Source organism: Geminicoccaceae bacterium (assembly GCA_020638465.1).
In the GTDB taxonomy this organism is placed as follows: Bacteria; Pseudomonadota; Alphaproteobacteria; order Geminicoccales; family Geminicoccaceae; genus JAGREO01.
Genome location: JACKIM010000002.1, coordinates 90,897 through 112,467, shown reverse-complemented (window position 1 = coordinate 112,467; position 21,571 = coordinate 90,897). Strand labels below are relative to the sequence as shown.

21 protein-coding genes are annotated in these 21,571 nt (G+C 64.4%); 17 read left to right on the top strand and 4 right to left on the bottom strand.

Annotated elements, in window-relative coordinates:
* Nucleotides 1-125: 125 nt before the first annotated feature.
* Genes xdhA through H6851_10925 form a run of 6 tightly spaced genes read left to right on the top strand, consistent with a single transcriptional unit; the run spans nucleotide 126 to nucleotide 8,252 of the window.
* A complete protein-coding gene (gene xdhA / locus H6851_10950) occupies nucleotides 126-1,601 on the top strand; it encodes a xanthine dehydrogenase small subunit (protein MCB9944120.1) in 1,476 nt (491 codons plus the stop codon).
* Nucleotides 1,598-3,892: a xanthine dehydrogenase molybdopterin binding subunit gene (gene xdhB, locus H6851_10945; protein ID MCB9944119.1), complete on the top strand. Its 2,295-nt coding sequence runs from the start codon at nucleotides 1,598-1,600 to the stop codon at nucleotides 3,890-3,892. Before xdhA ends, xdhB begins: the two co-directional genes overlap by 4 nt.
* Nucleotides 3,889-4,692, top strand: coding sequence for a xanthine dehydrogenase accessory protein XdhC (gene xdhC / locus H6851_10940; GenBank protein ID MCB9944118.1), 804 nt, complete (start codon nucleotides 3,889-3,891; stop codon nucleotides 4,690-4,692). Before xdhB ends, xdhC begins: the two co-directional genes overlap by 4 nt.
* Nucleotides 4,689-6,257 carry an ABC transporter ATP-binding protein gene (locus H6851_10935; GenBank protein ID MCB9944117.1) on the top strand — a complete coding sequence of 523 codons (1,569 nt, stop codon included), beginning with the start codon at nucleotides 4,689-4,691 and terminating at the stop codon, nucleotides 6,255-6,257. The genes xdhC and H6851_10935 overlap by 4 nt, the downstream gene beginning before the upstream one ends.
* A complete protein-coding gene (locus H6851_10930) occupies nucleotides 6,247-7,338 on the top strand; it encodes an ABC transporter permease (protein MCB9944116.1) in 1,092 nt (363 codons plus the stop codon). Before H6851_10935 ends, H6851_10930 begins: the two co-directional genes overlap by 11 nt.
* Nucleotides 7,335-8,252: an ABC transporter permease gene (locus H6851_10925; protein ID MCB9944115.1), complete on the top strand. Its 918-nt coding sequence runs from the start codon at nucleotides 7,335-7,337 to the stop codon at nucleotides 8,250-8,252. The genes H6851_10930 and H6851_10925 overlap by 4 nt, the downstream gene beginning before the upstream one ends.
* 28 nt (nucleotides 8,253-8,280) lie before the next feature.
* On the opposite strand, the gene H6851_10920 is transcribed toward H6851_10925, so the two are convergent.
* Entirely contained in the window at nucleotides 8,281-9,027 is a 747-nt protein-coding gene (locus H6851_10920; GenBank protein ID MCB9944114.1) for an SDR family oxidoreductase, read from the bottom strand.
* Nucleotides 9,028-9,111: 84 nt separating this feature from the next.
* On the opposite strand from H6851_10920, the gene H6851_10915 reads away from it, so the two are divergent.
* A complete protein-coding gene (locus H6851_10915; protein MCB9944113.1) occupies nucleotides 9,112-9,978 on the top strand; it encodes a TIGR01459 family HAD-type hydrolase in 867 nt (288 codons plus the stop codon).
* An 8-nt stretch (nucleotides 9,979-9,986) separates the two neighbouring features.
* Nucleotides 9,987-10,463 carry an N-acetyltransferase gene (locus tag H6851_10910; GenBank protein ID MCB9944112.1) on the top strand — a complete coding sequence of 159 codons (477 nt, stop codon included), beginning with the start codon at nucleotides 9,987-9,989 and terminating at the stop codon, nucleotides 10,461-10,463.
* On the opposite strand, the gene H6851_10905 is transcribed toward H6851_10910, so the two are convergent.
* The gene (locus H6851_10905; GenBank protein ID MCB9944111.1) at nucleotides 10,447-11,379 is read right to left on the bottom strand and encodes a hydroxyacid dehydrogenase; all 933 of its coding nucleotides are present in this window, start codon (nucleotides 11,377-11,379) and stop codon (nucleotides 10,447-10,449) included. The two genes, H6851_10910 and H6851_10905, sit on opposite strands and share 17 nt — an antisense overlap.
* Before the next feature lie 155 nt (nucleotides 11,380-11,534).
* Here H6851_10905 and H6851_10900 point away from each other — a divergent pair, with 155 nt between their 5' ends.
* From H6851_10900 to htpX, 6 genes are all read left to right on the top strand, one after another.
* Nucleotides 11,535-12,431, top strand: a complete 897-nt coding sequence (locus H6851_10900; GenBank protein ID MCB9944110.1) for a ribokinase — start codon at nucleotides 11,535-11,537, stop codon at nucleotides 12,429-12,431.
* Nucleotides 12,428-13,453, top strand: coding sequence for a tagatose 1,6-diphosphate aldolase (locus H6851_10895; GenBank protein ID MCB9944109.1), 1,026 nt, complete (start codon nucleotides 12,428-12,430; stop codon nucleotides 13,451-13,453). The genes H6851_10900 and H6851_10895 overlap by 4 nt, the downstream gene beginning before the upstream one ends.
* A gap of 60 nt (nucleotides 13,454-13,513) precedes the next feature.
* Nucleotides 13,514-14,275, top strand: coding sequence for an ABC transporter permease (locus H6851_10890; protein MCB9944108.1), 762 nt, complete (start codon nucleotides 13,514-13,516; stop codon nucleotides 14,273-14,275).
* Nucleotides 14,276-14,282: 7 nt separating this feature from the next.
* Nucleotides 14,283-15,350, top strand: coding sequence for an Ldh family oxidoreductase (locus tag H6851_10885; protein MCB9944107.1), 1,068 nt, complete (start codon nucleotides 14,283-14,285; stop codon nucleotides 15,348-15,350).
* A 4-nt stretch (nucleotides 15,351-15,354) separates the two neighbouring features.
* A complete protein-coding gene (locus H6851_10880) occupies nucleotides 15,355-16,554 on the top strand; it encodes an MFS transporter (GenBank protein MCB9944106.1) in 1,200 nt (399 codons plus the stop codon).
* Between the two features lie 116 nt (nucleotides 16,555-16,670).
* The gene (gene htpX, locus H6851_10875; protein MCB9944105.1) at nucleotides 16,671-17,660 is read left to right on the top strand and encodes a zinc metalloprotease HtpX; all 990 of its coding nucleotides are present in this window, start codon (nucleotides 16,671-16,673) and stop codon (nucleotides 17,658-17,660) included.
* 137 nt (nucleotides 17,661-17,797) lie between these two features.
* Here htpX and H6851_10870 read toward each other — a convergent pair whose 3' ends face one another.
* Nucleotides 17,798-18,175 carry a phasin family protein gene (locus tag H6851_10870; GenBank protein ID MCB9944104.1) on the bottom strand — a complete coding sequence of 126 codons (378 nt, stop codon included), beginning with the start codon at nucleotides 18,173-18,175 and terminating at the stop codon, nucleotides 17,798-17,800.
* 223 nt (nucleotides 18,176-18,398) lie between these two features.
* On the opposite strand from H6851_10870, the gene H6851_10865 reads away from it, so the two are divergent.
* Nucleotides 18,399-18,863, top strand: coding sequence for a PaaI family thioesterase (locus tag H6851_10865; GenBank protein MCB9944103.1), 465 nt, complete (start codon nucleotides 18,399-18,401; stop codon nucleotides 18,861-18,863).
* Between the two features lie 165 nt (nucleotides 18,864-19,028).
* Here the strand turns inward: H6851_10865 and H6851_10860 are convergent, their stop codons facing one another.
* On the bottom strand, nucleotides 19,029-20,297 hold the full coding sequence (locus H6851_10860) for a GGDEF domain-containing protein (protein ID MCB9944102.1): 1,269 nt from the start codon (nucleotides 20,295-20,297) through the stop codon (nucleotides 19,029-19,031).
* Between the two features lie 567 nt (nucleotides 20,298-20,864).
* Between H6851_10860 and mce the strand changes: the two genes are divergently transcribed.
* A complete protein-coding gene (gene mce, locus H6851_10855; GenBank protein ID MCB9944101.1) occupies nucleotides 20,865-21,284 on the top strand; it encodes a methylmalonyl-CoA epimerase in 420 nt (139 codons plus the stop codon).
* Nucleotides 21,281-21,529: a DUF1467 family protein gene (locus tag H6851_10850; GenBank protein ID MCB9944100.1), complete on the top strand. Its 249-nt coding sequence runs from the start codon at nucleotides 21,281-21,283 to the stop codon at nucleotides 21,527-21,529. The genes mce and H6851_10850 overlap by 4 nt, the downstream gene beginning before the upstream one ends.
* Nucleotides 21,530-21,571 lie beyond the last annotated feature (42 nt).

Genomic DNA, 21,571 nt, shown 5'->3' with positions numbered 1-21,571 from the left:
CGGCCCCGGCAAGGTTTATGCGACATTTTTTGAAAGTCCTTTTGCGGCGTGTCGGCTTCGTCAGCAGTTGAATGTCGGGCCGCAAACCGCTCAAATCAACACAACGGGAACAAGCGGGGACGGTCATGCGCCACGGGATAAGGTTTCTGCTCGGAAACCGGCTTGTCGAGATCGACAGGGCCGATCCCACCATGACGGTTCTCGACTGGCTGCGCCGGGAGGCGGGACTCACCGGCACCAAGGAAGGCTGCAATGAGGGCGATTGCGGCGCATGCACGGTGCTGGTCGGGGAACTTGCCCATGGCAAGGTGCACTATCGCCCGTCCAATGCCTGCATCCGCCTTCTGGCAACCCTCGACGGCCGCCGGCTGGTCACGGTCGAACACCTGGCATCAGCCGATGGCACCCTGCACCCGGTACAACAGGCCATGGTCGAACATCACGGTTCGCAATGCGGTTTCTGCACGCCCGGATTCGTCATGTCGCTCGCCGGGCTGATGCAGCAACATGACCATGCTCCCGATGACCGCACCGTCAACAATGCCCTGTCGGGCAATCTCTGCCGCTGCACCGGCTACGCCCCCATCGCCCGCGCAGCGCGCCGGGCCTTCGAGATCGGCGGCGGCCGGCTGGATGACGATCCGTCCGTGCTGGAGGCGCTGGTGGATGACGACGATCTGGACCTGAGCGACGGAACCCGCCATTTCCATGCCCCGGCGACACTTGCTTCGCTGCTCGAACGGCTGGCAAAGAATCCTCAAGCGAGGATCGTTGCCGGTTGCACGGATGTCGGGCTGTGGATCACCAAGCATCTGCGGGTGCTGGACGAGGTGATATGGCTCGGCCGGGTCGGGGAACTTCACCGCATCGAGAACACTGCCGACGGGCTTGTCATTGGTGCCGGGGTGAACTGGGAGGACGCATTCCATCCGCTCACGAGCCTCTATCCCCACATGGCGGACATGTTGCTCCGCTTCGCCTCGCCGCCGGTGCGCCATTCGGCCACGGTTGGCGGCAATATCGCCAACGGTTCGCCCATCGGCGACGGCTCGCCCGCCCTGATCGCCACTGGCGCCATTCTCCATCTGGCGAGCGTTGACGGATCGAGATCCATGCCGCTGGAAGATTTTTTCATCGATTACGGCAAGCAGGACCGCCAGCCCGGGGAACTGGTGACAGCCGTCACCATTCCCCATCCCAAGGCCGGTTCCGTTTACCGATGTTACAAACTCTCCAAACGTTTTGATCAGGATATATCTGCCGTATTGGGAGCCTTTTTGCTGGAACTCCAAGGCGGAAAAATTTGCGAGGCCCGGATCGCCATGGGTGGCATGGCAGCCACTCCGAAACGTGCGCTCAGGGCCGAGAACGCCTTGAAGGGTCGATCCTGGAACCGTCAGGCCATGGAAGCGGCCCGCGCCGCACTCGCCGATGATTTCACGCCCATCGACGACATGCGCGCCAGTGCCGCCTACCGCATGACGGCCGCAGGCAACCTGCTCGAACGCCTTTTCTTCGAAACCGGCGCGGGCATGGAGGCAACAGCCATGACCCGTCTGCAGGAGGTTTCGGGTATGGAGCACGATGAGGCCATTCCATGAGCAGGCATGGCATGGGGGCCGCCGTCCGCCACGACAGTGCGGTCAAGCATGTCCGGGGCGAGGCACGGTACATCGACGACCTGCTGGAGCCCACAGGACTGCTGCATGCCTGCCTGGGCATCGCCGAAAGGTCGCATGCACGAATCGTCGCCATCGACCTTGGCGCCGTGCGCGATGCGCCGGGCGTGGTCGATGTCATCACCGCGGCAGACATTCCCGGTCTCAATGACGTCAGCCCGACCCATCGTCACGATGAACCGCTTCTTGCCGAGGGCGAGGTCCACTATGTGGGCCAGCCGGTCTTTGCCGTCGCCGCCACCAGCCGGGACGCGGCAAGGCGGGCGGCGAGGCTTGCGCAAATCGCCTATGAGGAGCTCGACTTCGTCATCGACCTGACCGAGGCGCGAGACACGGTCACGCCCGGCATGACCATGCAGCGTGGCGATGTGCGGGCCGCACTGGATGCCGCACCGCACCGCATCGACGGTCGGGTCCGCATGGGCGGTCAGGACCACTTCTACCTCGAAGGACAGATCGGCATGGCGTTGCCGGGCGAGGACGGCGATGTCACGGTCTTCTCGTCCACCCAGCATCCGAGCGAAGTCCAGACGATGGTGGCGCAGGTGCTGGGCATCGCCGCCCACGGCGTGACGGTCGAGATCCGGCGCATGGGTGGCGGCTTCGGCGGCAAGGAGACGCAGGGAAACCTGTTTGCCTGCATCGCCGCCGTTCTGGCACGGCGCAACCGGCGTCCGGTCAAGATCCGTCCCGACCGCGACGACGACATGATCATCACCGGCAAGCGCCACGGCTTCCTCGTGGACTACAGCGTCGGCTTCGACGACGACGGCCGCATCCATGGCGTGGACATGCGCTTTGACGGCGATTGCGGCTGGTCCTCCGACCTCTCCGGGCCCGTCACCGACCGGGCGCTGTTCCACGCCGACAACGCGTATTTCTATCCGGCGGTCCGCCTGCAATCGCGCCCCCTGCGCACCAACACCGTATCGAATACCGCCTTTCGCGGATTTGGCGGCCCGCAGGGCATGGTCGCCTGCGAAAGGATGATCGAGGACGTCGCGTTCGCCACCGGCCTCGACCCGCTCATCGTGCGCAAGCGCAATTTCTACGGGCGCGACGAGCGGAATGTCACCCCGTATCACCAGACAATTGACGACAACATCATCGACGAGATCGTCAGCGAGCTGGAAGAAAAGACGGCCTACGCCCGGCGCAGGGAGGCCATTCGCCGGTTCAACGGCGACAGTCCGGTCATCCGCCGCGGCATCGCCCTCACCCCTGTCAAGTTCGGCATCTCCTTCACGCTCACGGCCTTCAATCAGGCGGGGGCCCTGGTGCATGTCTACAGGGATGGCAGCGTGCACCTGAACCATGGCGGCACGGAGATGGGCCAGGGCCTTCACACCAAGGTGGCGCAGGTGGTGGCCGATGTCTTCGCCATCGACCTCGACCGGGTGAAGATCACCGCGACCACCACTGGCAAGGTGCCCAACACGTCGGCCACCGCGGCGTCGTCGGGTGCCGATCTCAATGGCAAGGCTGCGGAAGCCGCCGCCCTGACCATTCGTCAGCGTCTGGTGGATTTTGCCTGTGAGAAATGGTCTCTCGATGTCGACCAGATCGAATTCGAGGATAATCACGTCCGCATCGGCAACCAGCGCCTGAGCTTTGCCGAACTGGTGGACCAGGCCTATTTCGGCCGGATTTCACTGTCCTCGACCGGGTTTTACAAGACACCCGACATCCACTGGGATCGCGAGGCCGGGCGCGGGCATCCCTTCTATTATTTCGCCTATGGGGCAGCCTGCTCGGAAGTGGCGATCGACCGGCTGACGGGCGAATATCGCGTGTTGCGGACGGACATCCTGCACGATGTCGGTCGGTCGCTGAGCCCGGATATCGACAGGGGGCAGGTCGAAGGCGGTTTCATCCAGGGCATGGGCTGGCTCACCACGGAGGAACTCGTGTGGAAAAGGGACGGCGCCCTCTGGACCCATGCGCCCTCCACCTACAAGATACCGGTCATGGGCGACCGCCCGCCCGTCTTCAATGTCGAGCTGCATGACCGCTCGATCAACAGCAAGGACACGATCTTTCGTTCCAAGGCCGTCGGCGAGCCGCCCTTCATGCTCGGCATCTCCGTCCTCCACGCGCTTTCCGATGCAGTCGCGTCCGTGGCCGGTTACCGGCACAGCCCGAGGCTGGATGCACCGGCGACGCCCGAACGCATCCTGACTGCCGTACGGAGACTGGAAGCCATGACCACATGAACGGCATGGCCGACCGTTTGCGGGACTGGCTGGCCGGCGATGAGCCTGTGGCCATGGTGCGGATCGAGTCGACCCGCGGCTCCACCCCGCGCGACAGCGGCACGGCCATGCTGGTGACACGCGACAGCCTCGCCGGCACCATCGGCGGCGGCTGGCTGGAATGGGAGGCGATCAGGACCGCCCGCGACTGGCTGGCCGGGCCGGCAGCGGAGACCGGCGCCCCGGCGACTGGCCGATACATTCTCGGACCGGAACAGGGTCAGTGCTGCGGCGGCAGCGTCACCATCTCGCTGCGCCATGCCGGTGCCGGCGAACTCGAAGAACTCGAAGAATGCGAGCGAAATTCGACGCTGGGCGATCTCTGCCTGTTCGGTGCGGGGCACGTGGGACGCGCCATAGCCCTGGCCGTGAAGCCGCTGCCCCTCACCCTGCACTGGTTCGACGAACGTCCCGAAGCGTTCGGGCCGGAAGAACCGGGCATCGTCAGCGCCAATCCCCTGACCGAGGCAGCAAGGGCGCCTTCCGGCAGCGCCTATCTCGTCGCCACCCACTCTCACGCACGGGATTTCGAACTGTGCAGCACTATTCTCCGCAGAGATGATTTCGTCTATCTCGGACTTATCGGTTCGAAGACCAAGCGTGCGCGTTTCGAGAACGGCCTGCGCAAGCTGGGGCTGGATAGCGGGCGGCTGACCTGCCCGATCGGAGATGCAAACGTGAAGGACAAGAGACCGCCGGTGATTGCGGCCCTGACGGTCGCGGAACTGATCCGCCGGATGCATGAGGGACGCAGGTCATGAACACCACGCCGCCACCGCGACTTGCCCTGAGGAACATCACCAAGCGCTTTCCCGCCGTGGTCGCCAACAGCGACGTCAGCTTCGAGATCGGCCAGGGCCAGATCCATGCCCTGCTGGGCGAGAATGGCGCCGGCAAATCAACGCTTGTGAAGATCATCTACGGCGTACAGCAGGCTGACGAAGGCGAAATCCTCTGGGAGGGGAAATCCGTCCGCATCGGCGATCCGCGCGAAGCCCGGCAGCTCGGTATCGGCATGGTCTTCCAGCATTTCTCGCTGTTCGAGGCGATGACCGTGAAGGAGAACATCGCCCTCGGCATCGACAATGAGCGCGACATGCGGGCGCTGTCCCGCCGCATCGTCGAGGTCAGCCGGAGCTACGGCCTGCCGCTCGATCCCGAACGTGAGGTGCATTCGCTGTCGGTTGGCGAACGTCAACGCATCGAGATCGTCCGCTGCCTGTTCCAGAATCCGCGCCTGCTGATCATGGACGAGCCGACCTCGGTGCTCACGCCGCAGGAAGTCAATCGCCTGTTCGAGACCTTGCGCCAGTTGGCAAGCGAGGGATGCTCGATCCTCTACATCAGCCACAAGCTTGAGGAGATCAAGGTGCTGTGCGAGCACGCCACGATCATGCGCGGCGGCAAGGTGGTGGGGTCATGCGATCCGCGCAGGGAGACCGCGCGCAGCATGGCCCAGCAGATGATCGGTGCCGAATTGCGCACGGTCGAGCGCCGCACAGGCGGTAACAGCTCCACGACTGGCGAACCGCGCCTTGAGGCAAGGAACCTCAACCTGGAACGATTGACACCGTTCGACACCTCGCTCGACGACATCAACTTCACTGTGGAAACGGGGGAAATCCTGGGTGTCGCCGGAGTGGCGGGCAACGGGCAGGGCGAGCTGTTCTCGGCGCTGTCCGGCGAGCGCCGGCTGGCCCATGTCGGCATGATCCGGCTCGATGGCCGCCCCTTCGGCACCAGCGGTCCCGGTGCGAGACGCCGTGCGGGGCTGTGCTCGGTGCCGGAGGAGCGCAACGGCCATGCCGCCGTGCCCGACATGACCTTGACCGAGAACACGCTGATCAGCGCCCGCCAGAGGCAGAAGCTCGCCGGGAGCGGTTTCCTGCGGCTGGGAGCCGCGCGACGTTTCGCCGCAGATATCATCCAGCGCTTCGATGTCCGTTGCTCGGGCCCGTCAGCGGCCGCGCGCAGCCTGTCCGGCGGCAACCTGCAAAAATATGTGGTCGGCCGCGAAGTCCTGCAGAATCCGGGCGTGCTGGTCGTCTCGCAGCCGACCTGGGGCGTGGATGCCAGCGCCGCCGCCGCCATTCACCAGGCGCTGGTCGACCTTGCCGCGGCCGGTACGGCGATCCTCGTGATTTCACAGGATCTCGATGAACTTCTCACGCTGACCGACCGTCTCGTCGTCATCAACCGGGGGCGGCTGTCGCAGCCCATGCGCACCAGCGACGCGTCGCTCGACGAAATCGGCCTGCTCATGGGCGGGCTGCACGACATGGCCGAACACGATCCCCACCGCGAGGCTGCAGCCCATGGCACTTAAGATCGAACCGCGTACCGAGATCGACCGCCGGCTGGTATGGGTCACACCGCTGCTCGCCGTCGCCCTCACGGTCCTTGTCGGCTTCTTCCTCTTCTGGGCCATGGGCAAGAACCCGCTGGTCACACTCTACCATTTCTTCATATCGCCGGTACGAGACCTTTACGGCGTGTCGGAACTATGCCTGAAGGCGGCTCCCCTGATCCTCATCGGCGTCGGCCTCTCGCTGGGCTTTCGCGCCAATGTCTGGAACATCGGCGCCGAGGGCCAGCTCACCATGGGGGCCATCGCCGGCGGTGGCATTGCCCTCTATTTCTGGGAACAGGACGGAGCCTTCATCCTGCCGCTGATGGTGGTGGCGAGCATCCTCGGCGGCATGCTCTACGCATCGATACCCGCCCTGCTCAAGACCCGCTTCGGGGTCAACGAGATCCTGACCAGCCTGATGCTGACCTATGTCGCCACGCTGTTCTTGAGCATTCTCGTCTATGGTCCGTGGAAGGACCCGGACGGCTTCAACTTTCCTGAAACGAGGATGTTCTCGGAATCGGCGACGTTGCCGCTTCTCCTTGAGAACACCCGCCTGCATGTCGGCTTCCTCGTCGCCATTGCCGTTGCCGTGCTGGCCTGGATCCTCATGAGCCGCACCGTGCTCGGCTTCGAGATCCGCACCGTCGGCGAGGCACCCCAGGCCGCGGGCTTCGCCGGTTTCGATCCGGCGCGTACCACATGGTTCTGCCTCCTGCTGAGCGGCGGCCTTTCCGGGCTTGCCGGACTGTTCGAGGTGGCGGGGCCGATCGGCCAGCTCGTGCCGGTCCTCACCCCGGGCTATGGCTTCACCGCCATCATCGTCGCGTTCCTCGGACGCCTTCACCCCATCGGCATCATCTTCGCGGGCCTGCTCATGGCGCTCTCCTACATCGGTGGCGAGAACGCCCAGGTCGAGGTCGGTCTGCCCCAGGCCGTGACCGGCGTGTTCCAGGGGCTCCTGCTGTTCTTCATCCTCGCCACCGATTTCCTCACGCGCTATCGAATCCGCAGCGTCGAGGCCCCTGCCGCGACGTCGAAGGGAGGTATGGCATGAGCGTCGAACTGCTGGTCACCGTCATCGGCGCCGCCACCCCCCTGCTGTTGGCGGCGCTTGGCGAGCTGGTCACCGAGAAGGCCGGCGTCCTCAATCTCGGCGTCGAGGGCATGATGATCGTCGGTGCAATCACCGGCTTTGCCGTCGCCATGTCGACAGGCAGCGCAACGCTCGGCATCCTTGCCGCGGCGGCCAGCGGCATCCTCATGTCACTGCTGTTCGGGGTGCTGACGCTGACCCTGCTGGCCAATCAGGTTGCAACCGGTCTCGCATTGACGATCTTCGGCATCGGCCTGTCATCGCTCATCGGAGCGAATTTCGTCGGCACGCCGGTCGACCGCCTCCCTGTCCTGCCGATCCCCGTCCTCTCCGACATCCCGATCATCGGCCCTGCCCTGTTCAATCACGATGCACTGGTCTACGTTTCGATCGTCGCCACCGTGGCCATCACCTGGTTTCTCGGCCGCACGCGTGCCGGCATGATCCTCCGGGCAGTCGGCGAGAGCGACATTTCCGCACATTCGATCGGCCATGACGTCATCAGGGTCCGCTACCTGGCCGTCATGTTTGGCGGTCTCATGGCCGGCATTGCCGGTGCCTTCCTGTCTCTAGGCGTCACGCCCATGTGGATCGAGGGGATGACGGCGGGGCGGGGCTGGATCGCACTGGCGCTGGTGGTCTTCGCATCGTGGCGGCCCTATCGCGTGCTGATCGGCGCCTATCTCTTCGGTGGGGTCAGTATCCTCCAGCTCTATGCCCAGGGTGTGGGAGGTGTCGGCATTCCCTCGCAGGTCTTCAGCATGCTGCCCTATCTTGCCACCATTATCGTCCTGACGATCATCTCGGCCGGGCCATGGCGGGGTCGTCTCGATGCACCGGCCTGCCTCGGCAGGCCATTTCGCGCATCGAGCTGAATTTGAACGGCCTTGACGGCGGTACCTGTCAGGGCATCAGCGAGCCGCCATTGACCTCGACGATCTGGCCGGTGAGGTAGCCACCCAGCTTCGGGCTTGCAAGATAGAGGAAGGTGCCGGCACAGTCGTCGCCCGTCCCCAGGCGCTGCAGCGGAATTTTCCGCCGGGTGGCCTCGAGCTTTTCCGGCGTCGAGTAGATCTCGTGAAAGCGGGTCGAGATCGTGCCCGGCGACACCGCGTTCACCCGGATGCCGCGCGGTGCGAGTTCGTTGGCCAGCGAACGCGTGAAGGTCGAGACGAATCCCTTGGAAGCCGCATAGAGCGACGAGCCGGTGCTGCCGCCCGAGCGCGCCGAGATCGAGGTGACGTTGACGATCGAGCCCTGGCTCGCCTCCAGTGCTGGAAGGGCTTCGCGGCAGGCGACGATGACCGAGCGGGCATTGAGATCGAAGACCGCGTCGATGTCGGCATCGCTCATGTCGCCCAGCGGGATGCGGGCCACCATGTGCCCCGCATTGTTGACCAGCACGTCGAGACCGCCAAGGTGGGCGATGGCATCCTGGACGACCCGGCGGACATCGGCCATCCGGGTGAAGTCGCCCTGCAACAGGCAGCTGTGCACAACAGTACTCGCCTCGCCCGGGTCCGAGTTGTAGTGCAGGGCCAGATGCGCACCGGCCGCGGCGAAGGCCCGCGCAGCGGCGGCACCGATGCCGCGGCTCGCACCGGTGATGAGGACACGTTTTCCGGACAGGGCAGTATCGATGGCGGCCAAAGCTTGCTCCCTCGTTTCTTGATCCCCCCAACGCCGTCGACTACGACAGGCCGGTCAGATCTCCAACCTAGTAGGTTTATCCCCGTGTCCGCACCGATTTTCGTCGATGGCCTGCACGCCTTTTTCGAACATTTCGACGGTTTCATCATCGATCAGTGGGGGGTCCTGCACAACGGCTCCGCCCCCTACGAGGGAGCCCTGGAAGGGATCGAGCACCTGAAACGGCACGGCAAGCGGCTGGTCCTGCTCACGAATTCCGGCCGCAGGGCGTCGACGAACGAGCGAAGGATGCGCGAACTCGGCTTCGATACGGGCGTATTGGAGGGCATTGTGACCTCCGGCGAAGCCACATGGTCGGCCCTTCGCGACGGCTTGCTGCCGGCGTTCGGGAATGTGGGAAAGCGCTGTTATTTCGTTACCAACGGTTCCGACATGGGCCCGATCGAGGGGCTCGACATCGAGCCGGTGGATGATATCGGAGATGCCGATTTCCTCTATTTCACCTTTCTCCAGTCGGAGATCGATGACGTTCCGCAATTTGATCCCCTGCTCGAACGGGCCCTTGCCCGAAACCTTCCCTTCCTGTGTTCGAATCCCGACCGCATCGCCGTGACAGCCAATGGCATGACCGCGGCACCGGGCTCGGTTGCCGCCCGCTACGGCGACATGGGCGGCGAGGTGATCTATGTCGGAAAGCCGCATCGGCCGATTTATGAAGCATGCCTTGCGCATCTCGACGGCGTCGACCATTCTCGAATTGTATGCATTGGCGATTCCATCGAACATGATATCAAGGGAGCCAATAACATGAATCTGGCCAGCTGTTTCATCGAGAACGGAATTCACAAGGACGCCTTTGACAAGGGCGCCGATGCCGGGCAAGCGCTTGAAAAGCTGGTCGCCGAACATGGCGGCCGGCCGACCTATGTGATGCCGGGCTTTCGCTGGTGACCTTTTCCATACGGCCGTTCGCACAGGATGATCGGCCGGCCGTGGAACGGTTACTGACGGAGGCTTTCCCGACTCCGACCGAATCCGACCTGGTCGATGAACTCCGCCAGGCGGAGGATGTGATCGTGGAACTCGTGGCAATCGAGGACGGTCAACTCGTCGGTCATGTCCTGCTGAGCCGGCTGAACGCGCCGATGCATGCCCTCGCTCTGGGACCGCTCGGCGTCGCGCCGGACCGGCAGGGGCGCGGGATCGGCACAGCTCTGGTCGAGGCGGCGGTCAGGGACGCGCGACGGCTGGACGTCCAGCTGGTCCTCGTCCTCGGCGACCCCGATTATTATGGCCGTTTCGGCTTTTCGGCCGAGGACGCAGCCTCGTATGACTGCGTCTATGCCTCGCACTACCTGATGGCCCTGCGTCTCGATCCCGCCTGCCCCCGCGATGGCCGGATCATCTACGCGGCACCGTTCAACGCGCTTGGCTGAGCACACGCAGGACGTTGTCGGCGGTGACCGATGAGACCCGCACGTTGCTTTCCTCGGTGACGCCGGCGATGTGCGGCGTGAGGATCAGGTTGTCGACGCCGGCAAAGACCGCCGCGGCCTCCCGGGTCAGCGGTTCGGTCTCGAAGACATCGAGCGCCGCGCCGAACGGCCGCCCGCCGCGCAGGGCTTCCGCAAGGGCTGCCTCGTCCACCACGCCCCCCCGCGCCGCGTTGACAAGGACGGACCCCTCGCGCATCAGCGCCAGCCGCCGCGCATCGGCCAGATGCCGGGTTCCGGCCGTGAGGGGCACATGCAGCGAAACGATATCCGCCTGCTCGAATACCTCATCCAGGGAACGGTGGCCGATGCCTTCCCATGCCGGATCGTGAACACTGACGAACGGGTCATGGGCGATCACGCCCATGCCGAGCGCCGTGGCCCGCGCGGCCACCCCCCGGGCGATGGACCCGAGCCCCACCAGCCCCATCGTCCGCCCGGCAAGCTCGCGGCCCATCAGCGCATTGCGTGGCCACCCGCCATCCAGCATCGCCTGCCGCGAGGTATAGGCGCCGCGCAGCAGCATCAGGGCCGAGGTGATGACATATTCGACGACGGAAAGGTCATTGGCACCGCTCGCCGGGCAGACCTCGATGCCGCGCGCCTTGCAGGCATCGACATCGATATTGTCCAGCCCGACGCCCAGCCTGCCGACGACTTCGAGGCGGGATGCAGCCTCCAGCAGCGTACCGCGCACCTGCGTCCGGTTCCGCACGACCAATGCCCGGCAATCGCCCAGTTGCCGAAGCAACTCCTCCTTCTTGTCGACCAGTGCCGGGTCGTAGACAGTCTCATGGCGGGACTTCAGCCGTTCGACCGCTGTCTCGTCCATGAACTCGGTGATGACGATCGTGGTCATGCCGGTTTCCTCCCCCTGGCGTCCTCATGGCTCCCGCCATCCACGCCCGTCGTCACATGGTGCGTGGACCAGCCCCTTCCCGTCGTGTTATCGCCTTTTGGCAATTGTCGGCAAGCAGGCTCGGCGATGGGCGTACGGGGGAAACGGGACCGTCCATGAAACGAATTCTCACGAGCGGTATTACCGTGCTCGATATCATGTTACCTGTGAAAAAGCTGCCAGCCGGAGATGGCAAGACACTGGCCACAGGCCGACAGGACGTGATCGGTGGCATTGCCGCCAACGCAGCGCTGACGGTGAAGAAACTCGATGGTATCCCGGTCCTGTCGACCCGGCTTGGTGACGATTCGACCGGCGACGAGATCATGCGCCAGCTTGTTGCAGCCGGAATCGACACGTCCGCCGTGGAATGGATCAACGGAGCCCGCAGCTCGCTCACGGCCGCCATCGTCGACGCCAGTGGCGAGCGCATGCTCATCAATCATTCCGATGCCCACCTGTTCCACGGCCAGCCCGACCTGTCTGCGGTCGAGGCGGATGGGGTCATCACCGACACGCGCTGGCTCGATGGTGCATTCGCCTCGCTGGAATTTGCCCGCGAACGGGATATTCCCGGCCTGCTGGACTTCGACATGATACCGGATGCGCGGCCATACGAGCTTATCGCCACTGCCAGCCATGTCGCCTTCGGCGCCCAGGGCCTGCATCAGCTCACCGGCATCGCCGACCCGGCGGACGGCCTCATCGAGGTCCGCAGGCGTTATCCCGGCTGGCTGGCCGTCACGGCGGGCGGCAAGGGGGTCTACTGGCTTGAGGACAACGAGGTATGCCACATACCGGCCTTCGAGGTCGAGGTCGTTGATACGCTCGCGGCCGGCGATGTCTTCCATGGTGCGTTGGCCCTGGCACTGGCCGAAGGGCAGCCGATGCGCCAGGCGCTACGCTTCGCCTCGGCAGCGGCGGCGATCAAATGCACGCAGTTCGGCGGCGGTGCCGGCATTCCGACCCGCAGCCAGCTCGAACGCTTTCTTGGGGAGAGGAGCGGCACATGACGATGACACCCGGCAAGCTCTGGGGCATGCGGCGACTGGCGGACGATGGAGGTTTTTTCCGCATGACCGCCCTCGACCAGCGCCCGCCGATCATGAACCCGATCAGGGAGAAGCGGCGCACGCCGGAAGCGCCGGATCAGGATGTGGCAGCGGTCAAGCGGGTGATCGCCCAGAACCTCGCCCTTGGCTCGTCGGCCCTGCTGGTCGATCCGATATGGGCCTATGGCGCCTGTATCGACGTCATTCCACCGTCGCGCGGTGTGGTGATAACGCTTGAGGATCACCGTTTCGAGGACACGCCGGGCGGTCGCCGTTCGGCGAATATCCCCGACTGGAGCGTGGAAAAGATCCGCCGCATCGGCGGGGATGCCGTCAAGGTGCTGGCCTGGTACCGCCCGGACGCGGCGCCCGACATCATCGAGCACCAGAAGGCCTATGTCCGCGCCATCGGCGAGGATTGCCGGCGCTACGACATCCCGTTCGTCTTCGAACTCCTGGTCTATCCATTCGCCAATGCCGCCAGTGACTATGAGGAAGATCAAAAGAAACATCCCGAACTGGTGATCGAGAGTGTACGTACCTTTGCCGCACCTGAGTATGGCGTCGATATCTTCAAGCTGGAGAGCCCTATCCCGGCAAGATCCGTGCCCGAATTCGGCGGCACCGGCTCGTCCGAGGTCCAGGTCCTTTTCGACGAGCTGAACGAGGCCGCGGGCAGGCCGTGGGTGATGCTGTCCGCCGGCGCAAGCCCGGCCGACTTCAAGCGCGTGCTGCACCATGCCTTCAAGGCCGGTGCCTCGGGCTTCCTTGCGGGACGCGCAATCTGGCTCGAAGCCTTTCGCCATTTTCCCGACCTTGCAGCCATGGGTGCGGAGCTGGCCGCACGGGGTACGGCCTATCTCGATGACCTGCAGGCACTCACCGCCGCAGCCGCGACGCCGTTTCACGAGATCATCGACAGCAAGGCCGTCATGCGCCACACCGGCTTCGACCTGCCGCAGGTCTATGGCGGCATGAAATGACGTGAAAGCCGCAACCGGAACGAGGAGCGAGCGAGATTGAACGAGCGACTGTTGCGCATCATGGCCCCCGTGGCGATCGGCGCCCTGCTCCTGCTTGGCTGGGAAACGCTGGTCCATTTGCGCAACATTCCGCCCTACATCCTGCCCGCCCCCAGCCTCATCGCCTCGACCATGGTGAACGAATGGCCGAATCTGTGGCCGTCGCTCATGGTCACCCTGCAGATCACCACGATCGCCCTCATTGCCGCGGTGATCGGCGGGGGCGGGCTGGCGATCCTGTTTTCGATGTCGCGCCTCGTCGAACTCTCGCTGTTCCCCTACGCGGTCGTCCTTCAGGTCACGCCCGTCGTCGCCATCGCTCCCCTGCTGCTGATCTACATCGACAATACCCTGGTCGTGGTGGTCATCGTCGCCTGGATCGTCGCGTTCTTTCCGATCCTGTCCAACACGACCCTGGGACTCAATTCGGCCGACCACAACCTGCGCTCGCTGTTCGAGCTCTATCGCGCCTCGCGCTGGCAGACCCTGCGCCACCTGCGCATCCCGTCGGCCATGCCCTACTTCCTCGGCGGACTGCGCATCGCCGGCGGACTGTCGCTGATCGGAGCGGTCGTCGCCGAATATGTGGCAGGGACATCGGGAACCGGCACCGGCCTCGCGTTCCGCATTCTTGAGGCCGGTTACAGGCTGCAGATCCCCAAGATGTTTGCAGCACTCATCCTGCTGGCCTTCACCGGCATCGCTATTTTCATCTTTTTCTCCACCATCAGCCATCTGGCCCTGCGCAGTTGGCATGAAAGTGCCGTCAAACGAGAAAGCTGAATTCTCCATGACCCATACCGGAAAACGCTACGATGCCTCCGCCCTTCGCCAGTTCGCGCAAGCGATCATGCAGGCTGCCGGCTTTGAGGACGACAAGGCAGCCGTCACCGCACGCCATCTGGTCGATGCGGACATGATGGGGCACGACACCCACGGGTTGAACCTGCTCGTTCCCTATGTCGACCATGCCGTATCGGGCGGGATGGAGCTCGGCGGCGACGTCGAGGTCATTGCCGACCGGCCGGCGGCCATCACCTGGGACGGGCGCAACCTTCCCGGGGTGTGGGTCACCGACAGGGCCGTGGACGTCGCCATCGAACGCGCCCGCACCTATGGCCAGGCCGCCATTGCCATCCGCCGCAGCCACCACATCGCCTGCCTGCAGACCTATCTGCCCAAGGCCACCGACCAGGGCATGATGGTCCTCATCGCCTCATCCGATCCACATGTGGCGACCGTCGCCCCGTATGGAGGGAGAAAGCCGCTTTATACACCCGACCCGGTGGCTTGCGGCATTCCCACCGACGACGATCCGATCCTCATCGACATCTCCGCGTCCATCACCACCAACGGCATGAGCGGCAGGCTGGCCGCCCAGGGCCGGCAGATGGACTATGTCGCCTATCTCGATGCCGACGGCGAGCCCACCCGCGAGCCCTCCGTCATCACCGCCGATCCGCCCGGCAGCATTCTACCTCTGGGCGGTGTGGATTATGGCCACAAGGGCTACGGCCTCGCCCTGATGATCGAGGCCATGACCCAGGGGCTGTCCGGCTTCGGCCGCTCGGCAATGGCCACGGGCTGGGGAGCCTCGGTCTATGTCCAGGTGATGGACCCTGCCGCATTTGCCGGCGGCGACGCGTTCAATCGGGAAACGGGCTGGCTGGCGCGGGCCTGCCGCGACAATCCCCCCAGGCTGGGCGTGGAAAGAGTCCGCCTTCCGGGCGAGCGTGCCCTGGCACGCATGCGCGATGCACGGGAAAACGGTGTGCAACTCTATCCGGGCATCATGGACAGGCTGCTGACCAGGGCCCGGGAGCTCGGCGTCGCGACACCCGACGGCTGGACAGACTGACATCATGATGGCGGCATCGGCAGGAACGGCAAAATCGCAGGTCGAGGTCATCGGCCTCGTCACCACGGCCCACTTCTTCTCGCATCTCTACATCCTCGCCCTACCGCCGCTCTTTCCCGTGCTCACGGCCGATGCCGGCTACAGCGCGACGCAGCTTGGCGTTGCCATTGCCGTGTTCAACCTGCTCACAGCACTTCTCCAGGCGCCCATGGGCTTTGCCGTCGACCGCTTCGGCTCCGCCGTGATCCTGGCTGCCGGCCAGGCACTCTCCGGCATTGCCTTCATCCTGATCGGCATCATACCCGGCTATGCAGCACTGCTGGCGGCCATGGTGATCGCCGGCATCGGCAATGCCGTCTATCACCCGGCCGACTATGCCATCCTCGCCGGCCGCATCGACAACCGGCGCGCCGGAAGGGCCTTTTCCATACACACTTTCGGCGGCTATCTGGGTTTTGCCATCGCCCCGCCGGTGATGGTCGGGCTTCACGGGATGGTCGGCTGGCAGACCGCCGTGCTGACCATCGGCATAATCGGCCTGCTGTTCGCCTTCGTGCTGATCGCCCGGCAGGGTATGCTGGAGCCACCGCACCAGGACCCCCGCGAACCGCGTGCGTCGGCATCGGATGGCGACAGGTGGCGCCTGCTGTTCTCGCCTCCCATTCTCATGGCCTTCCTGTTCTTTGTCGCGATCGCCATGTCGCATACGGGTTTTACCAATTTCGGAGTTCTCGCGCTGGAACGGCTGCAGGGGCTCGATCTCGCCCATGCCGCCATTCCCGTCACCATCTACCTTGCCGCCAGTGCGGTCGGCGTGCTGATGGGCGGCTGGGTCGCGGATCGCATCAGCGACCATGACCGCTTTGTGATGGTCACGGCACTGGTCGCCGCCATCCTTACCCTGCCCCTGGCCTTCTTCGCCCTTCCCTTCGCAATATCGGCGATATTGTTCCTCTTCATTGGCATCGCCAGCGGCATCATCGCCCCCTCGCGCGACATGATCGTCAGGAAGCTGGCCCCGGAGGGGCGCGCCGGCGTGGTGTTCGGCTTCGTCACGACAGGCTTCAACGCCGGCGGCCTCATCGCGCCGCCCCTGCTCGGGCTGGCCATCGACATGGACCGGCCGGAACTGGTCTTCCTCACCTCCGCCGTCTTCTTCGCCGCCATCATCGCCACGCTGGGACTGCGCCGGACGGCCGCCTGATCCGCGGGCCGGAGCGGGAAAACCGTGGGAGGCCACACGATCCACGACGGGCGCAATCTTTTCGAAACCGCAAAGAGTGCCCATCTCTTGTTGTAGTTCAACAAAGGGAGATTGCGATGGGCCTCGTTCGAACCGGCGTCCTGCTCGCCGCCATGACCGCGTTGTTCCTCGCCATCGGATATGTGCTCGGAGGCGAAGGCGGCATGATGATGGCGCTGCTGGGGGCCATGGCGATGAACGGCTTTGCCTTCTGGGGATCGGCGGACATGGTGCTGCGGATGCACAATGCCCGCGAGGTGGACCGCCGGTCGGCACCGGATTTCTACGGGCTGGTCGAGCAGCTGGCCAGGAATGCCGGGCTGCCGATGCCACGCGTCTTCATCATCGACAGCCCGCAACCCAACGCGTTTGCCACCGGTCGCAGCCCGTCCCACGCCGCCGTCGCGGCCACGACCGGCATCCTGCGGACATTGACCCGCGAGGAGCTGGCCGGCGTGATGGCGCATGAACTGGCCCATGTGCAGCATCGCGACACCCTGCTGATGACGGTCGCGGCCACCATCGCCGGTGCGATAGGCTTCCTTGCCCAGTTCGCCTTCTTCTTTCGCGGGTCCAGCGATGGCGAGCGGACCAATCCCATCGCCGCCCTGCTGATCATGATCCTGGCGCCGATCGCCGCCTCGATCGTGCAGATGGCCATCTCGCGCACCCGCGAGTTCGCCGCCGACCGTCGCGGCGCGGAGATTTGCGGGAACAGCCGCTGGCTGGCGGGCGCATTGCAGAAGATCGAAGCGGCAGCAGGCCACCAGCCCATGCCGTCGGTCGAACGCCACCCGGCAACGGCGCACATGTTCATCATCAACCCGCTGATGCCGGGCGGCCTCTCCGGGCTCTTCCGCAGCCACCCACCGACTGCCGAGCGCATCAGCCGACTGATGGCGATGGCGCAGGCACCCCGCAACACACCGCCGGCACCACGGGGCGGCGTTCGCGCTTCGTCTTCGGCATCCTCCGCTCCCAAGGCATCTCCATGGCCGGTCGGACGCCCGGCAAAACCGCGAGCCCGCCGCTCCAGTGTGCCCTCGTCCGGCCGCGGGAAGCGCTGAATTCCGCACCGGCGAACGGAACACCAGACGAAAAACGCCCCGCCGGGGAGGGTGGCGGGGCGCTCAGCGGACCTGTCTGCCTCCGGGAGGCATGGGGCAGACAGGATATCCGGGTATCGAGTCGATCAGAAGAAAACTCAGGAAGCGAGAGCCTTGACCTCTTCGAGGTTGGCGGCAACGCGCTTGGTGACCAGGTCGACGACCTCGTTCTGGGCCTTCATGCCGAGATCGATCTCTTCCTTGGCAACCTTGACGACCTTCTCGGCCGCGGCCTTGGCATCAGCCATCAGCTCTTCGGGCTTGCGGGCGGTGACATTGCCCTCGAAAGCGCCCTCGAACGCCTTGAGGCTCTCGGCGACCCAGCCGTACTGGACCTTGGAAATCGCCTGAGCGGCGTCGATCAGGATGGTCTGGGCCTGCACGAGGGTCTCGATGTTGGACTTCTGCAGGGCGATCAGCGCATCGGCGTTGAACTTCGGAGCGACAAAACGGGGAGTGACGGGTTTGACGGCCATGGAATGTCTCCTGTTGGCTGGTAGGTTTGCTTTGCTGCGATGCACAATAATTAGTCTGAAGAAGCCGTCACCGCAAGTGTTTTTGTGCAGTGCAGCATGAATTTTTTTGCATCGCACCGATGCGGATTTGCCGGATGACCGGTCGGCCTCGCCTCCTTGCCGCTATCCGGGGAAAGCGGGAGACATGCTGCGGACGGACTTGATCGCGGTGGCGAAAGCGTGGATGGATCGCCGGTACCGTCAGCAGGAGAACACCGTGCCCCCGACCGTCATCCCCGCCAACGCGACCCGGATCAGGGAGAGTTTCGCCCGGCAGACGATGATGACCTCGTTGGGCGCGGAGCTGGCTTCCATCGAGCACGGTCGGGTGACGATCACGGCGCCGGTCCTGCAGGGTTTCCGCCAGCAGCAGGGCTTCGCCCATGGCGGCCTTGTCTTCACGCTGGGCGATACGGCAGCGGGCTACGCGGCGTTGAGCGTCATGCCGGCCGATGTCGAGGTGCTGAGCGTCGAACTCAAGATCAACCTCCTTGCTCCCGGACGGGGGCGCCTTGTCGCCGAGGGACGCGTCGTTCGACCCGGCCGCCGCCTCGTCGTCGTCACTGCCGACGTCTGGTCCGAGGATCCCTCGGGTCATCGCGCCCGGATCGCCCTGCTTCAGGGAACGATGATACCCGTCCGCCCGTGACGACCTTGTCCATGGAGGTAGCCGCTGCCGGTCTGCAAACCCCACCCCGTGTTCGGCAAATCGCTCTCCAGCATCCCCTGACGCCTTCGCACGAGGTTATTTTACACTTAAAAATCGATATTTGATGATCTCACCGCCCGGGCTGTGCGGTCGTCACCCCGCTCCTCAGGAGGGATGGATTTCACACCAGACAATCACGTCGTCGTCGCCGTTCTCCTTCGACCTGCGCTTGGCCGCATACATGGACCGATCCGCCCGGGCCAGGAGATCGTCGATGGTCATTTTCGGATATCCGGCATATTCGACGATGCCGGCACTGACACGGACGGCAAGATCGAAGGTCTGCCGGAGTCTCCCGCCCATGCGTTCGAGCATCTGCTGCGCACCGGCGGCCCGGGTCTCGGGCATGATGAGGACGAACTCGTCGCCGCCATACCGGCAGGCCGTGTCGCAGTCACGGCTTTGCGACTGCATGATTCCCGCCAGTTGCCTGAGCAGCCTGTCGCCGGCATGGTGACCGTGTCGATCGTTGATCGTCTTGAAACCATCGAGGTCGATGAAGACCACCGACAGGGGACGGGAATATCGCTCGCTGCGGATGACTTCACGACGCAGCACCTCGCGCAGCATCCGCGGATTGCCGAGCCCCGTCAGCGGGTCCTTGCGGCTGGCGGCCTCGAGCTGGGCGGTACGTGCCGACAGCATCTCCTTGAGCTGGATGGCATGGGTCTCGGCGGCGTCACGGGCCTCCTTGATCTCGCCCACGAACCCGTTGATGAAGGTGTCGAAAATCAACTGGGTATCGAACATCAGCACCTTGTGGACCGAACGCTGCACGGCGGTCGCACCGTCCCTGTCCGGCCCGAATTCCCGGCTGATGACGTCACAGATCATCATCTCGAGATGGAATACGGCGGCGATATAGAGCCGGGGGGCGACATTCAGGCGATGATGAATCTTGCCGATCCGCAACCGGCTGTTGACATAGGCAATGTCGAATATCCCTTCGAAGATCTCGTTGACATATCGCCGAAGGACCGAACGCAGACGGGCGAGAGTGTCGCTATCGCCGATGATGAGATCGACACGGGGCACCGAAAGCTGGTGTTTGTAAAACCTGTCGACAACCTCGTCAACATGCGGCTTCAGCCTCTGTCTCGCCTCGCGGAGAATGCGCGTATCCCGGTCGTCGAGGAGAAAGAGCTTCTTGCGCGCGTCCAGATCGTGCTCGGTGATCCGGAGCTGTTCCGCCAGCGAGCGACTGGTCAGCGGCGCATGCGAGGCGGGCTCCGGCCGGCAACCGTCGGACCGGTCGGCGTTTTCCTGCCCATCCTCCCGGTCGTCCTCGCGATCCAGGCAACAGGCACGTGGCGGCCGGTCGACGGCCCCCTCTGCATCGGCAATCGTAGGGGAATCATCCTCGGAATCGCTCAAGGGTCAGTGTTCCATGGGCTGGGTCGGATCAGGCGGACCGAAGCAAACCGGATCATCGAATGAGAACGTCTTGTGTTCCCGTCGAACGCGGAACCTTTCGCGACTCTATCAAGGAACCTTTAACAAATGGTAACAAATGACCGTTCGAGGCCGCCGCCTGCGGAAAACGCCCGGCACGAAAAAAGCGGGGCCCGTGCGCGACGGCACGAGCCCCAGTATTTAGGGGGGGGAGTCAAGCGGAACCGGGACACGACCCTATGGCCTCGTCCACGAGGGGAGAGGCGGGGAACCGTCCGGCGACATCGGGGGTACGTTCACGCCTGCGGTTGACCGGTCGTCATGCGTCTCGTTTCCGGCAGTAAGGACGTGCCATGATCGCAGCCCGCGATCGATAGAAGGGCTGTTATCAGCTTTTAACGGGAGCCGGCCGGGGAAGGCGGACGGGCGAAACGGCCGACGAACCCGGACCTGCGACATCAGGCAGCGCCCTGACGGGTTGCCTCGATCCGCCCGAAGCCGGATCCTTGGCGGGCACCCTCTCCGCTTCATCAAGGACATGAAAACCCCATGATCGGCCGTCTCAATCACGTCGCCATCGCCGTTCCCGACCTCGAGGCCGCCCGCTCGGTCTACGAGACCATGCTCGGTGCGAGCGTTTCGGCGACCGAGGATCAACCCGACCACGGCGTGCAGACGGTCTTCGTCGAGCTGCCGAATACCAAGATCGAGTTGCTCGGGGTTCTGGGCGAGGCTTCGCCCATCCGCGGCTTTCTCGACCGCAACCCGCGGGGCGGCATCCATCATCTGTGTTACGAAGTGGAGGACATCATCGCCGCCCGCGACCGCCTGGTCGCGCAGGGCGCGCGCGTGCTGGGCGATGGCGAGCCGAAGATCGGCGCCCATGGCAAGCCTGTCCTGTTTCTCCATCCCGGGGATGTATGCGGCACGCTGACCGAACTCGAACAGGCCGAAGCTGTCATTTCATGAGCACGGCAGGCGGTATCGTCACCTATATCCTTATGTGGTGGCTGTTCTTCTTCATGGCCCTGCCCTTCGGTTCCCGGCCACCGGAAGTGGTGGAGAAGGGCCATGCCACCAGCGCGCCCGAAAAGCCGCGGCTATGGATCAAGGCGGCCGTGGCCACCCTGCTGGCAGCCGCCGCCACCTGGGGCGTGGCCCAGCTCATCGCCAGCGGTCTCATCAGCCTGCGTCCCGCCGGACCCGTCGGCTGACGACCCGTTCGTGACGTTCTTTTTTTTCGAAAGGCCAGGCTC